13 protein-coding genes are annotated in these 13,577 nt (G+C 75.3%); 8 read left to right on the top strand and 5 right to left on the bottom strand.

The window, feature by feature from the left end:
- Positions 1-93: 93 nt before the first annotated feature.
- Both BLQ97_RS14395 and BLQ97_RS14390 read right to left on the bottom strand, forming a co-directional pair.
- A complete protein-coding gene (locus BLQ97_RS14395) occupies positions 94-549 on the bottom strand; it encodes a YdeI/OmpD-associated family protein (protein ID WP_091366692.1) in 456 nt (151 codons plus the stop codon).
- Positions 546-2,282: a GAF domain-containing SpoIIE family protein phosphatase gene (locus BLQ97_RS14390; RefSeq protein ID WP_175471745.1), complete on the bottom strand. Its 1,737-nt coding sequence runs from the start codon at positions 2,280-2,282 to the stop codon at positions 546-548. Before BLQ97_RS14390 ends, BLQ97_RS14395 begins: the two co-directional genes overlap by 4 nt.
- A 171-nt stretch (positions 2,283-2,453) precedes the next feature.
- Between BLQ97_RS14390 and BLQ97_RS14385 the strand changes: the two genes are divergently transcribed.
- On the top strand, positions 2,454-2,906 hold the full coding sequence (locus tag BLQ97_RS14385; RefSeq protein WP_245692187.1) for an ATP-binding protein: 453 nt from the start codon (positions 2,454-2,456) through the stop codon (positions 2,904-2,906).
- A gap of 7 nt (positions 2,907-2,913) precedes the next feature.
- Here BLQ97_RS14385 and BLQ97_RS14380 read toward each other — a convergent pair whose 3' ends face one another.
- On the bottom strand, positions 2,914-4,317 hold the full coding sequence (locus tag BLQ97_RS14380) for an amino acid permease (RefSeq protein ID WP_091366690.1): 1,404 nt from the start codon (positions 4,315-4,317) through the stop codon (positions 2,914-2,916).
- A gap of 173 nt (positions 4,318-4,490) precedes the next feature.
- Here BLQ97_RS14380 and BLQ97_RS14375 point away from each other — a divergent pair, with 173 nt between their 5' ends.
- The 7 genes from BLQ97_RS14375 (at position 4,491) to BLQ97_RS14345 (ending at position 11,453) form a co-directional block, all read left to right on the top strand.
- On the top strand, positions 4,491-5,255 hold the full coding sequence (locus BLQ97_RS14375) for an SDR family oxidoreductase (RefSeq protein ID WP_245692185.1): 765 nt from the start codon (positions 4,491-4,493) through the stop codon (positions 5,253-5,255).
- 10 nt (positions 5,256-5,265) lie between these two features.
- Positions 5,266-6,069, top strand: coding sequence for a hydroxypyruvate isomerase family protein (locus BLQ97_RS14370; protein WP_091366688.1), 804 nt, complete (start codon positions 5,266-5,268; stop codon positions 6,067-6,069).
- A 202-nt stretch (positions 6,070-6,271) separates the two neighbouring features.
- On the top strand, positions 6,272-6,925 hold the full coding sequence (locus tag BLQ97_RS14365; protein WP_217637202.1) for a GntR family transcriptional regulator: 654 nt from the start codon (positions 6,272-6,274) through the stop codon (positions 6,923-6,925).
- Positions 6,926-7,300: 375 nt separating this feature from the next.
- Positions 7,301-8,725, top strand: a complete 1,425-nt coding sequence (locus BLQ97_RS14360; protein ID WP_091366687.1) for an MFS transporter — start codon at positions 7,301-7,303, stop codon at positions 8,723-8,725.
- Positions 8,726-8,749: 24 nt separating this feature from the next.
- Entirely contained in the window at positions 8,750-9,625 is an 876-nt protein-coding gene (locus tag BLQ97_RS14355) for a transketolase (protein ID WP_091366686.1), read from the top strand.
- A complete protein-coding gene (locus BLQ97_RS14350) occupies positions 9,622-10,665 on the top strand; it encodes a transketolase family protein (RefSeq protein ID WP_091366685.1) in 1,044 nt (347 codons plus the stop codon). The genes BLQ97_RS14355 and BLQ97_RS14350 overlap by 4 nt, the downstream gene beginning before the upstream one ends.
- 26 nt (positions 10,666-10,691) lie before the next feature.
- Complete coding sequence (locus tag BLQ97_RS14345) at positions 10,692-11,453, top strand: SDR family NAD(P)-dependent oxidoreductase (RefSeq protein ID WP_091366684.1); 762 nt, start codon at positions 10,692-10,694, stop codon at positions 11,451-11,453.
- A 51-nt stretch (positions 11,454-11,504) separates the two neighbouring features.
- Here the strand turns inward: BLQ97_RS14345 and BLQ97_RS14340 are convergent, their stop codons facing one another.
- Both BLQ97_RS14340 and BLQ97_RS14335 read right to left on the bottom strand, forming a co-directional pair.
- Positions 11,505-12,953 (bottom strand): sodium:solute symporter family protein, encoded by a 1,449-nt coding sequence (locus BLQ97_RS14340; RefSeq protein ID WP_091366683.1) that lies wholly within the window; start codon positions 12,951-12,953, stop codon positions 11,505-11,507.
- Between the two features lie 28 nt (positions 12,954-12,981).
- On the bottom strand, positions 12,982-13,560 hold the full coding sequence (locus BLQ97_RS14335; RefSeq protein ID WP_091366682.1) for an MBL fold metallo-hydrolase: 579 nt from the start codon (positions 13,558-13,560) through the stop codon (positions 12,982-12,984).
- Positions 13,561-13,577: the final 17 nt, after the last annotated feature.

Raw genomic sequence — 13,577 nt, 5'->3', positions numbered from 1 at the left:
GGTCCCTCCCCGTGCGCTCCCGGCGGTGTCTCGTACCACGATACGCCCGGGCGGCCGCGGTGCCGCCCGACCGGAGCGGCGGGTCGGGGCGGGTCAGGTCAGGGCGGCGAGCACCTTCTCGACCCGGCGGGCGCGGGTCTCCTCGGTCCTCGCACCCGCGACCGACTCCGCGTGCGCCCGCTGCCGGCTGGGGGAGAGCGCGCCCCACGCGGCGGTGGCGGCGGGGTCGGCGGCCAGCGCGGCGGCCAGGGCGGGCGGCACCTCGACCGTGCGCGGCGCGTCGTCGACGCGGAGCCGGACCTCGACCTCGTCGCCGGCGCCCCGGCCCGTGGCCGCCCGCGTCGCGGCGTTGAACGACACCAGGTACCGGCCGCCCATCGAGGCGATCGTCGTCCGGTAGGTGTGGTCGCCGTCGACGGTGACCTCGACCGGGACCCGCCGGCCGCGGCCGAAGCCGAGCACCACGTCCTCGGGGACGACGATGCCGACGTTGTTGCCGCCGGCGGCCCACAGCGTCGTGCGGAAGGTGGCCTCGGTCGGGGTGCTCATGCGTCGACTCCTCGTCGGTCGGGGCCCTCGCGGAGGTGGGACGGGCACCGGGCGGCGGGCGCACCGGTGCCCTCGCGCGCCGGCGCGGTGCGGAGGGCGAGGACGGCGATGTCGTCGTCGGCCCGGGCGCCGAGCCGCTCGATGAGCAGGTCGCACAGGACGGCGAGCCCGTGCCCCTCCGGGGCCAGCTCGGCGGCCACCGCCGCCAGGCGCTGGAGGCCTTCGTCGAGGTCCTCGCCGCGCCGCTCGACCAGGCCGTCGGTGTAGAGCAGCACCGTCGCGCCCGGGGGGAGGGCGGCGGTGTGGTCCCGGCGCACGGGCCCGGCGTCGCCCAGGTCGAGCCCGAGGACGGGGTCGGCCCGCGTCTCCAGGGAGCACACCGCGCCGGCCGGGGTGAGCAGCAGCGGCGGGAGGTGCCCGGCCGAGGACCAGGTGAGCCGGCGGCCGTCGTCGGACACCTCGGCGACGAGGACGGTGGCGAAGACGGAGGCGTCGAGGGCGCCGGTGGCCGCGTCGACCGCGGTCAGGACGCCGGCCGGGGAGCGCGACCCGTCGTGGCCGGCGACCCGGACCATCGTGCGCAGCTGGCCCATGAGCGTCGCCGCGTGGATGTCGTGCCCGGCGACGTCGCCGATCACCAGCCGGGCGGTGCCCGACCGGTCGCGGTAGGCGTCGTACCAGTCACCGCCCACGACCTGCGCGTTGCCGGCGGGCACGTAGCGGGTGGCGACCTCCACCCCGGGGAAGCGGGGCAGCGCGGTGGGCAGCAGGGCCCGCTGCAGGTGGGTGGACAGGCTGCGCTCGTGGTCGTAGGACAGCGCGCGGTCCAGGGCCAGCGCCGCCCGCTCGGCCACCGCCTCGGCGACGCCGACGTCGTCCGGGCCGAAGGGTGCCCGCCGCGAGGTCCGCAGCAGGGTGAGGACGCCGAGCAGCTCGCCGCGGGCCCGCAGCGCCACGCTGATCTCGCTGGCCGCGTCGAACCGCTCCCGCAGTGCGCGCTGGCCCTCCGACAGCCGGTCGAGGCGCGCCAGCTCGGGCAGCAGCTCGGTCGTGCCGGTGGCCGCGACCCGCCCGGCCCCGTGCGGGTCGCCGCGGCGGTGGGCCGGGACGTCCGCCGGGTCCGCCGGCCGCGGCCGCCCGCGGTCGTCGCGGTGCTCGAGGGCCTGCACGCGCAGCACCCCGCCCTCCTCCACCGAGGAGACGACGGCGAGGTCGGCGAGCACCGGCAGCGCGACGCGGGCGATGGTCGACCAGCTGTCGGCCAGGCCGGCGCCGATGGGCAGCACGTCGCCGATGCGGGACAGGAACTGCGAGCGCGCGCGGGCCGCCTCGGCGTCGGCCGCCAGCACCCGCAGGGCGACCTCTCCCGAGGCGACGTCGGCCAGCCGGCCGAGCACCTCGACGTCCCGGGCGGTCCACGCCCGTGCGGCGGTGTCGCCGGCGCACAGCACGCCGGCCACCCGGCCGTCGGGGGCGCGCACCGGGAACCCCGCCCAGGCGCGGACCCCCGTGGCCGCGACAGCCGGGTCGGCGCCCGCCCACGCGGCGGCCCCGACGTCGTCGAGCACCACCGGGCGGCCCGTGCCCACCACCGCGCGGCAGAGAGGCTCGGGTACCGCGTCCTGCGGGTGCGCGGTGCCGGTGAGGGCCAGCGCGGCGAGCGGGGCGCCGGTCAGCAGCCGGACCAGCCCGGCGAGCCGGTCCCGGCTCTCCCCGGTCGATCCGTCGTGCACGAGCAGATCATGCCAGGTCGGCCGCGGGCTCCCGGTTGAGCCGCGGCCCTGCGGGTAGGTCGGAGCCATCGGGCCTCCAACAGGACGGGGCCGGTCGGACCCTGCGCCGCGGTGCGGTCCGGGCCGCCGGGGCGTCCTGCCCGGCCCAGGCGGACACCCGGGGGGGACGACGTGCGCGACGAGATCTGGTCACACCGGCCACCGCCGGCCGCCGGCCCGGCCACCTCCGTCCTCTGGCGGTGTGCGCCGGCCACGGCCTCGGAGCTGACCGACTCCCGGGCCCGGCTGCGCGGCCGGCTGGCCGACGGGGACGGTCCCCCGGAGGCGGACGGGGAGCCCCTCGACACGCTGCTGCTGGCGTTCGAGGAGCTGGGCTCCAACGCGCTGCGGCACGGCCTCCCGCCGGTCGAGATCACGGTGACCCTGGCGGCGGGCACGTGGGTGCTCGACGTCAGCGACGCGGCCCCGGGCCGGGGGCCGGCCCCGGCGGTCGACCGCGACCCGGCCGCCGGTGGCCTCGGGCTGCACCTCATCGCGCGGCTGGCGGTGGCGCACGGCTGGGACAGCCACGACGGCCGCAAGCACGTGTGGGCCTGCATCGTCGCCGCCCCCGACCCGGGCTGACCCGCGCTCAGCGCCGCGCGGCCCGCTCCTCGACGTCCTGCCCGGCCGGCGACACCGGCCCCGCGGCGCGGCGCCGGACGACGAAGGCGACGAGGACCAGCGCCCAGGCGAGCAGGCTCAGCAGCAGCTGCGAGCGGGTGTCGTCGCGCACCGCCATCTGCACCAGCACCGCGACGATCGCCACCGCCGTCAGCACGGTGAGCACCGGGTAGAACCACATCTTCACCTTGAGGCGCTCGGGCGGGACCAGCCGGCGCAGCCGCAGCTGCGAGAGGCAGATGAGCAGGTAGACGAACAGGATCACCGCGCCGGAGGAGTTGAGCAGGAACAGGAAGACGGTGTCCGGCGAGACGTAGGCGGCGACCACGCACAGGAAGCCGATGACGGTCGAGGTGAGGATCGCCCAGGTGGGCACGCCGCGCCGGCTCAGGGCCAGCATCCGCTGCGGCGCCTCCCGCCGGCCGGCCAGCACGAACAGCATGCGGGAGGCGGTGTAGAGGCCGGAGTTCAGGCAGGAGAGCACCGCGGTGAGCACGACGACGTTCATGATGTCGGCCGCCGCGGGGATGCCGATCGTCTCCATGGCCGCGACGTAGGGCGACTCCCCGAGCTCGGTGGAGTCCCACGGCAGGATCGTGGCGAGCAGGAAGATCGAGCCGACGTAGAACACCGAGATCCGCAGGACGACGGAGTTGGTGGCCTTCGCGATGCCGCGCTCGGGCTCGTCGGACTCCGCGGCGGCGATGGTGGCGATCTCGGCGCCGACCATCGAGAAGATCACGATGACGATGCCGCCGAACAGGGCGCCGACGCCGTTGGGGAACAGGCCGCCGTGGTCGGTGAGGTTGGAGAAGTCGAGGTCGCGGCCCGGCCACAGGCCCAGCACGAACAGCGAGCCCAGGGCGAGGAACACCACGATGGCGGCGACCTTGACCCCGGCGAACCAGTACTCGAACTCGCCGTAGGAGGTGACCGAGAACAGGTTGGTCGCGGTCATCAGCACCATGAGCGCCAGCGCCATGAGCCACAGCGGGACGCCGGGCAGCCAGCGCTGCAGGATGCCGGCGCCGGCCACGGCCTCGAAGCCGACGACGATGACCCAGAAGTACCAGTACAGCCAGCCCACGCTGAAGCCCGCCCAGCCGCCGAGCGCCCGCCGCGCGTAGTCGGCGAACGACCCGGTCGACGGCGAGGCCACCGCCATCTCCCCGAGCATCCGCATGACCAGGACGATGAGCACCCCGGTGATCGCGTAGGTCAGGAACGCGCCGGGGCCGACCTCGGCGATGATCGCGCCGGACCCCACGAACAGGCCCGCCCCGATGACACCCCCGATCGCGATCATCGTCAGGTGCCGCTGCCGGAGGCCCTTGTGCAGGTCTCCCGGGTCGGTGACGGGGCCGTGGGTCATGTCCGCTCCTCTCGTCCGGGACGCAGGTCCGCGGGAGGGTTCGGCGGTGTGGCCGGCCGTTGCGCGGCCAGGGAGCATCCTGGGACCTCGGCCGGGGCCCCGCCACCGCACGGCACGACAGCGGCGCCCGGGCCCGGTGGTCGGCGCACCCGCCACCCACCACGATGGGCCCCGTGGACGACCCCGCCCTCCCGGCCGCCGACCCGCGCACCGCGGTGGTGACCGGCGCCGGCACCGGTCTCGGCCGCGCCATCGCCCGGGCCCTGCTGGCCGACGGGTGGGCCGTGGCCCTGCTCGGCCGGCGCCGGGAGGCGCTCGAGGAGACCGCCCGGGACGCCGGGCGCGCGCTGGTGCTGCCCACCGACGTCGCCGACGAGGAGCAGGTCGACGCCGCGTTCGCCGCCGTGCGCGACACCTGGGGCCGCCTCGACCTGCTGGTCAACAACGCCGGCACGTTCGGCCCGTCCGGCGAGGTGGACGAGGTCGACGTCGCCGAGTGGCGGGCGACGGTCGAGGTCAACGTCACCGGCGTGTTCCTGTGCGCCCGCGCCGCGGTGCGGCTGATGAAGGCGCAGGACCCGCCGGGCGGGCGGATCGTGAACAACGGCTCGATCTCGGCGCACGTGCCGCGGCCGGCCAGCGTCGCCTACACCGCCACCAAGCACGCCGTCACCGGCCTGACGAAGGCCATCGCCCTCGACGGCCGCGCGCACCGCATCGCCTGCGGGCAGGTCGACGTCGGCAACGCGGCCACCGAGATGACCTCGGGCATCGCCACCGGCGCCCGCCAGGCCGACGGCTCGGTGCGGCCCGAGCCCACCTTCGACCCCGCCCACGTGGCCGACGCCGTGGTGCATATGGCGCGGCTGCCGCTGGAGGTCAGCGTCCCGTTCACCACCATGCTGGCCACCGGGATGCCCTACCTCGGGCGCGGCTGAGGCGGTCGCCGTGCGCCTCGCCGTCAACACCTCGATCCTCTTCGGCGACCTGCCGGTGGAGCGGCGCCCGGCCGCCGCGCGGGAGGCCGGCTTCACCGCCGTCGAGTCGTGGTGGCCGTTCGACGCCGTCGTGCCCGGCGACCGCGAGGTCGAGGCCTTCGTCCGCTCGGTCGAGGACGCCGGGGTGCGGCTGGTCGCGCTCAACTTCCCGGCCGGGGCCATGGCCGACGGCGAGCGGGGGCTGGTGTCGGTGCCCGGCCGTGAGGCGCAGTGGCGCGACGCGGTCGCGGCGACCGTCGGCGTGGGCGAGCGGCTGGGGGTGCGGCTGTTCAACGCGCTCTACGGCAACCGGGTGCCGGGTGCCGACCCCGGGGCGCAGGACGCCCTCGCCGTCGAGCACCTGGCCCTGGCGGGGCGGGCGGTGGCGCGGATCGGCGGCACGGTGCTCGTCGAGCCGCTCAGCGCCGCGCCGGACTACCCGCTGCGGACGGCGCAGGACGCGCTGGCCGTCGTCGACGGGGTGGCCGCCGCGACCGGCGTGCGCGACCTCGGCCTGCTGCTGGACCTGTACCACCTGGCGGTCAACGGCGCGGATCTCGACCGGGAGGTCGCCGAGTCCGGTCCCCGGGCGGCGCACGTGCAGGTCGCCGACGCCCCCGGGCGGGGCGCCCCGGGCACGGGCCGGCTGGCGATCGAGCGGCACCTGCGGGAGCTGGAGGAGGGCGGCTACGCCGGCTGGGTGGCCCTCGAGCACCTGCCCGGCGAGGGCGACCCGTTCGCCTGGCTGCCGCGCGAGCGCCGCGCCGCCGACTGACGGGGGCCGCGGTCCGTCCGGTGCCCGGGTGTGCACGTGTCGCGGACGGCGGGGTCCGCGGTCGACCGTGCGTGCACACGGCGCGGCACCCGGCCCACCCGCGTGGACCGACCCTCCGGGGTGACCCGCTGTCGACTGTCGTCAGTCCGCAGCGGGCGGCCGCCGCTAGGATGGGGGCCGACGAGGAGGCTGGTCCGCGAGCGTGGAAGCACTGTCGGCACTCGACCGCAGCACCCTGCGGGAGCGGTCCCTGGAGGCCCTGCGGGCGGCGATCCTGTCCGGGCGGTACCGGCCCGGTGACCACCTCGGCGAGGTGGAGCTGGCGGGGTCGCTCGGGGTCAGTCGCGGCACGGTGCGCGAGGCGCTGCGCCACCTCCAGCAGGAGGGCCTGGTCCGCCCCGGCGCCCGCGGGATGCTGCGTGTCAACAGCCTGAGCCCGGCGGAGGTCCACGAGCTCTTCCGGGTCCGTGCCGCGCTCGAGGCGCTCGCCGTCCGGGAGGTCATCGCCTCCTCAGGGCGGGACTCGGCGGCCGCCGCGCTGCGCGAGGCGGTGGAGCAGCTCTCCGACGACGGCGAGCCCTCGGTGCGGATGGAGGCCGACCTGGCCTTCCACCTGCTGCTGTGCCGGCTGTCCGGGAACTCGATGCTGGTCGAGGCGTGGCAGCGGCTCGAGGGGCGCATGCGGGTGGCCATCCTCAACGGGGCGGCCTGGCAGGCGCCGATGATGGCGCGCGACCGGCACGTGCCGATCGTCGAGGCGGTCGAGCGCGGCGACGTCGAGGCGGCCGTGCGGATCGTGGACGAGCACATGACCGCCGCCGCCGAGCACTTCGCCGAGGCCAGCGCCTCCGCCTGACCGACCCGAGCTGCGCTCAGCGGCCGTAGCGCGACCGCCCGCCGGTCGGCCGGCGGTCGTCCGGGCGACTCGGTGGACGGGTGCGGAGTCCAGCCGGGAAGACCGTCCGCCGCACCGTGCGTGCCTCGACACCACGCGGAGGACGGCCGGTTGCGTCGTCTCCGTGCTACCGGTCGTCGTCGATCAGGTGGGTGGGCCGTCGTGCCCGTGTCTCCGACCAGTCGGTGCTGACCGCCGCTCCGACCTGCACGGACGCCGGGATCGCGAGGCGACCCTTGACACCGTGGTCCACGCCACTCACTCTGGTTGCCAGTTGACTGTCAACAGTCAACCACCGACGGGGACCCACACCCTTCGCCCCCACTGGAGGCCACCGTGACCGAGCGGCACCCACCCGCACCCGACGCCCACCTCGAGGAGGTCGCCACCTGGCACCCGATCGAGGGGACGCCGGAGAAGAAGAAGGTCGCCATCGGCTGCTCCGTCGGCGCGACGATCGAGACCTACGACTTCATCGGCTTCGGCATCGCGGCGGCGCTGTACTTCAACACCGCCTTCTTCCCCGCGGACGACCCGCTGTCGGGGACCCTGCTGTCCTTCGCCACCCTCGGCATCGGGTTCGCCGTCCGGCCGCTCGGCGGGGTCATCGGCGGCTACCTCGGGGACAGGATCGGCCGCAAGCCCGTCCTCGTCGGCTCCCTGCTCCTCATGGGCATCGCGACGGTGCTCATCGGCGCGCTGCCCACCTACGAGCAGGTCGGCATCTGGGCCGGGATCCTGCTGGTCCTCGTGCGGGTGGTGCAGGGGCTCGCCTTCGGCGCGGAGTGGGGCGGCGCCATCCTCATGTGCTTCGAGCACGCGCCCTGGCGGAAGAAGGGCCTCTACACCGGCATCACCCAGGCCGGCTTCCCGGTCGGGCTGCTGCTGGCCAACCTCGCCTTCCTGGTCAGCGTCCCGCTGGGTGGTACGTGGGCGTGGCGGGTGCCGTTCCTGCTGTCGGCCGTGCTGATCGTCGTCGGCATCGTCATCCGGCTCAAGGTCGAGGAGTCCCCGGAGTTCGAGGAGCTCAAGGAGGAGGGCGAGCTCTCCCGCAACCCGCTGCTCGAGGTGCTCCGCGACGACTGGCGCACCATCCTGCGCGCCTTCTGCCTGCGGATCACCGAGACCGCCGGCTACGCGGTGTCGGTCACCTTCATGCTGTCCTACATCGCCGCCGAGGAGCTGGCCGACCGCTCGGTCACCCTGACCGCGACCATGATCGCCGCCGGCATCGGGATCGTCGCCACCACCTCCTGGGGCGCGCTCACCGACCGGGTCGGGCGGCGCCCGGTGTACGTGCTCGGCACCGCGCTGCACCTGCTGTGGGGCATCCCGCTGTTCCTCGTGGTGAACACCGGCGCCGCGGTGGCGATCGTCGTCGCCTTCGTCGTCAGCTACGCGGTCCTGCAGAACTGCCTGGCCGGCGTGCAGGGCGCCTGGTTCTCCGAGCTGTTCGCGACCAAGACCCGCACCACGGGCGCCTCGCTGGCCTACCAGCTGTCGGCGGTCGTCTCCGGCTTCACCCCGCTCATCACCACCGCGCTCTACGCCGGCTTCGGCTGGGTCGGCCCGGCGCTGCTGTTCAGCGGCTACGGCCTCCTCGGCCTGGTCGCCGCCCTGCTGACCCGCGAGACCTGGGGCCGCGCCCAGCGCGACGACGTCGCCGCCCTCGAGCGCAGCCTCGCCGCCCGGCCCGCCGTCCCCAGCCCCCGCACCCGGACGGCCGAGCGGCACGCGACGGCCGCCTCGGCGACCGACTGACCCCCCGACGACGAGGAGGACACCATGACCTCGCTGACCACACCGGCGGCCGCGCCCCGCACCGGGGACCGCGCCGAGCGGATCGAGCGGATCCGCCGCGCCGCCCACCGCATCCGCCACAACGCCCTCGACATGGGGGAGGTGCAGGGGCAGGGCTACATCGGCCAGGCGCTGGGCGTCGCCGACGTGCTGGCCGCCGTCTACACCGACCAGCTCCGCTACCGCCCCGAGGACCCGCACTGGGCCGGCCGCGACCGGTTCCTGCTGTCCATCGGCCACTACGCCATCGCCCTCTACGCGGCGCTGGCCGAGGCCGGGACCATCCCGGCCGCCGAGCTGGAGACCTACGGCTCGGACGACTCGCGGCTGCCGATGTCGGCCATGGCCTCCTACACCCCGGGCGTGGAGATCTCCGGCGGGTCGCTGGGCCACGGGCTGGCCGTCGCCACCGGGATGGCGCTCGGCCTGCGCCACCAGGGCAACGGGGCGCGGGTGTTCGACCTGCTCTCCGACGGCGAGCTCGACGAGGGCTCGACCTGGGAGGCGGCCCTCGCCTGCGCCCACCACGGCCTGGACAACGTCACCGCGATCGTCGACGTCAACGCGCTGCAGGCCGACGGCCCCACGGCCGGCGTGCTGCGCACCGAGCCGGTGACCGACAAGTGGCGGGCCTTCGGCTGGCACGCCCTCCGCGTCGACGGCAACGACGTCGCCGCGCTCGTCGACGCCCTCGACGAGCTCCGCGCCCACCGCGGCTCGCCCTCGGTCCTCGTCTGCGACACCCGCATCGGCCGCGGCGTGCCGCTGCTGGAGAGCCGGGAGAAGGCCCACTTCATGCGGGTCGAGCAGCACGAGTGGCAGATCGCCCGCGACCAGCTCGAGGAAGGACTGGCCCGATGACCAGCACGACACCGAAGAAGCGGCTCACCACCTCGGCGATGATCGCCTCGTTCGCCGACCCCGGTCAGCGCACCACGAGCGCCCCCTTCGGGCACGCGCTCAACCGGCTCGCCGAGCAGCGGCCGGAGATCGTCGGCCTGTCGGCCGACCTGGCCAAGTACACCGACATGCACGTGTTCCGCGACGCCCACCCGGACCGCTTCTTCCAGATGGGCATGGCCGAGCAGTCGCTGCTCGGCGCGGCCGCCGGCATGGCCGAGGTCGGCCTCGTGCCCTTCGCCTCGACCTACTCGGTGTTCGCCACCCGCCGCGCCTACGACTTCCTCTGCCTCGACATCGCCGAGCCGGGGCTCAACGTCAACGTCGTCGGCGCGCTGCCGGGCCTGACCACCGGGTACGGGCCCAGCCACCAGGCCACCGAGGACCTCGCGATCCTGCGCGGCTGCCCGGGCCTGACGATCGTCGACCCCTGCGACTCGGTCGACATCGAGCAGGCGCTCCCCGCCCTGGCCGACCACCCCGGGCCGACCTACCTGCGGCTGCTGCGCGGCGCGGTCCCCACCGTGCTCGACGAGTACGACTACCGCTTCGAGCTCGGCCGGGCCGCCGAGCTGCGCACCGGCCGCGACGTCGTGCTGATCTCCACGGGCCTGATGACCATGCGGGCCCTGCAGGCGGCCGCGCGGCTCGAGGCCGACCACGTCGACGTCGCCGTCCTGCACGTGCCGACGATCAAGCCGCTGGACACCGCGGCGATCCTGCGCGCCGCCCGCACCGACCGGCTCGTCGTCACGCTGGAGAACCACACGGTCGTCGGCGGCCTGGCCGAGGCGGTCGCCTCGACGCTCGCCTTCGCCGGGGCCACCACCCGCGTGGTGCCGATCGCGCTGCCCGACGAGTTCCTCGCCGCCGGCGCCCTGCCCACCCTGCACGACCGCTACGGCCTGTCCACCGACGCCGTCGTCGCCCGCGTGCGCGCCGAGCTCGGCGGCGGGTCCTCCCCGCGCTGGGCCGCCGAGCCCGCCCCCGCCACCGCCTGATCCACCCCACCCCCCGGAGGAACACCGTGTCCGTCACCGACAAGACCGCCGTCGTCACCGGCGCCGCGTCCACCCGCGGCATCGGCCGCGCCACCGCCCACGCCCTCGCCGCCGCCGGCTGGAACGTCGCCGTCCTCGACCTCGACGAGGCCGGCGCCAAGGACGCCGCCCACGAGATCGCCGAGCGGCACGGCGTGCAGGCCGTCGGCACCGCCTGCGACGTCACCGACGAGGCGTCGGTCGAGTCCGCCCTCGCCGTCCTCGACGCCGCGCTGCCCCCGGTCGGCGCGCTGGTCAACAACGCCGGCATCACCTCACCGACGCCCTTCCTCGAGGTGAGCGGCGAGGAGTGGGACCGCATCTTCGCCGTCAACGTGCGCGGGTCGTTCAACGTGACCCGCCGCCTCGCGCCGGGCATGGCCGAGCGCGGCTTCGGCCGGATCGTCTTCCTGTCCTCGGTCTCGGCCGAGCGCGGCGGCGGCGTCTTCGGCGGGGTGGCCTACTCCGCGGCCAAGGCCGCCGAGCTCGGCTTCACCCGCGCGCTGGCCCGCGAGCTCGGACCGCACGGCGTCACCGTCAACGCCGTCGCCCCCGGGCTCATCGACACCGACATCACCGGCGGCGCGCTGGAGGGGGAGCGCAAGACGGCGCTGCTCGCCGGCATCCCGGTCGGCCGCAACGGCCGGGTCGAGGACGTCGCCGACCTGATCACCTACCTGTGCCGCGAGGAGACCGGGTACGTCACCGGCGCCACCTACGACGTCAACGGCGGCTCGCACATCTCCTGAGGGAGGACGGCCCGGGGCCCGCGGTGCGCACGCACCGCGGGCCCCGCGGCGTCAGGGGGTCGCGGACGGCGTCCGGGACGGCCGGTCACCGGTGAGCCGGCGGTCCCAGGCGGCCAGCACCTCCTGGCTCGTCGGGCGCGAGGCGAGGCTGCCGGCCAGGTAGCCGACCAGTGCCGCGGCCAGCCCGTAGTAGACCGGCTCGTTGGCGTAGATGTCGCCGACGACGACCATGGTCACCAGGGTGACCACCGTGCCGGCGGCCATCGACGCCAGCGCGCCGACGTTGGTCCCGCGCCGCCACACCAGGCCGCCGAGGATGGCGACCAGCAGGCCGCCGACGAGGATGTCGTAGGCGATGGTGAGCGCGGCGACGACGTCCTGCAGCGCGCAGGCGATGCCGATCATCACCACGCCGAACCCGGCGACGTAGAGCCGGTTGCTGCGCACGTGGTCGTGCTCGCTGCCGGCCTCCGGGTCGCGGCCCCGCAGCCGGGCGACGATGTCCTGGCTGAACACCGTGGCGGTGGCGATGAGCGCGCCGCTGGAGGTCGACATCACCGCGGCCAGGGCGGCGGCGAGCACCAGCCCGGCCAGCAGCGCGGGCATGGTGGCCTCCACGACGGCGGCGAACGCGTCGTCGCGGGCGTCGAGCGCCGGCAGGACCACCCGCGCGGCCATGCCGACCAGCGCGCCGGCCACCCCGTAGAGCAGGCAGTAGACGCCGGCGGCCGTGCCGGCCCAGCGCGCCACCTCCGGGCTGCGGGCGGTGAACACCCGCTGCCAGATGTCCTGCCCGATGAGCAGGCCGAAGGTGTAGACGACGAAGTAGGTGACGATCGTGCTGCCGCCGATGGTGGTGAGCGACAGCGCGTCGGCGGGCAGGCTGTCGGCCAGCCCGCCGAACCCGCCGGCCTCCACGACGACGACCGGCAGCAGGACCAGGAAGATCCCGACGGTCTTGACGACGAACTGCACGAAGTCGGTCAGGGTGATCGACCACATCCCGCCGAGCGTCGAGTACAGGACGACGACGGCGCCGCCCACCACGATCGAGGGCACCCGCCCCAGGTCGAGCAGCGCGCCGAAGATGGTCGCGTAGGCGATGGTCGAGGTCACCGACAGCATGAGCGTGTAGCCGAACATCACCACGCCGGAGAGCACGCTGGACCCCGGGCCGTAGCGCAGCTCGAGCATCTGGCTGACGGTGTAGACGCCCAGGCGCTGGATGCGGCCGGCGAACAGCAGCGACAGCGCCAGGATGCCGGTGCCGATGGCGACCACCAGCCACATGCCCGACAGCCCGTACTCGTAGCCGAGCCCGACACCGCCGATCGTGGAGGCCCCGCCGAGCACGATGGCGGCCATCGTCCCGGAGTAGAGCAGCGGGCCCAGCCGCCGTCCGGCCACCAGGAAGTCCGACTGGGTGGTCGCCCGGCGCTTCCCCCAGAAGCCGAAGGCGATCATGGCGGCCAGGTACAGGCCGACGACGGCGACATCCACGACGGTCCTCCTCGGGAGCTCGGTCGGGTCAGCGCGGGGTGGCCCCGCTGGGCCGGAAGGGCGCGCCGTGGCCGGGGACGACGAGGGTGGCCAGCCCCAGCACCCGCTCGCGCTGGCGGCGCAGCTCGTCGCGGTCGGGGGAGTAGGGGTCGTCGGCCGGGCCCTCGCCGGTCCACCACAGGTGGGTCAGCGCGACCACGTCGTCGGCCGTGCCGACCAGGGTGGTGACGTCCTGCGGGGTGTGTCCCGGGGTGGCCAGCAGCCGCACCGACGGGGTGAGCTCGACGCCGTCGGCGGGCCGGCGGGTGAACACGTCGCCCTCGATCACCGACTGGAAGTCGTGCACCGGGACCACCGGGAACAGCGCCACGTTGAGCGTGTGGTCGAGGTGGTGGTGGCTGACGACGACGTCGGTGACGTCGCCCGGCTCGACCCCGAGCGCGCGCAGCGGGCGCAGGATCAGCTCGCGGTCGGCCACCATGCCCGGGTCGACGACGACCACCCGGCCGGCGTCGCGGACCAGGCTCACCGTCCCGGCGACGTTCGGCAGGCGGGCGTAGCCCTCGACGAGGACGTCGACGCGGGCGGTGCGGGAGAGGTCGGCCACGCGGCGGACCGTAGCGA

This window comes from Geodermatophilus telluris, assembly GCF_900102745.1.
GTDB classification, from domain to species: Bacteria; Actinomycetota; Actinomycetes; order Mycobacteriales; family Geodermatophilaceae; genus Geodermatophilus; species Geodermatophilus telluris.
The sequence above is the reverse complement of the archived record's forward strand: the minus strand, read 5'-3'. Positions and strand labels throughout refer to the sequence as shown.

Excerpts from the sequence above, each read along its gene's own strand:
- BLQ97_RS14350 (WP_091366685.1), top strand. The coding sequence starts at position 9,622 with ATGACCAGCACGACACCGAAGAAGCGGCTCACCACCTCGGCGATGATC.
- BLQ97_RS14395 (WP_091366692.1), bottom strand. The coding sequence starts at position 549 with ATGAGCACCCCGACCGAGGCCACCTTCCGCACGACGCTGTGGGCCGCC.
- BLQ97_RS14355 (WP_091366686.1), top strand. The coding sequence starts at position 8,750 with ATGACCTCGCTGACCACACCGGCGGCCGCGCCCCGCACCGGGGACCGC.
- BLQ97_RS14380 (WP_091366690.1), bottom strand. The coding sequence starts at position 4,317 with ATGACCCACGGCCCCGTCACCGACCCGGGAGACCTGCACAAGGGCCTC.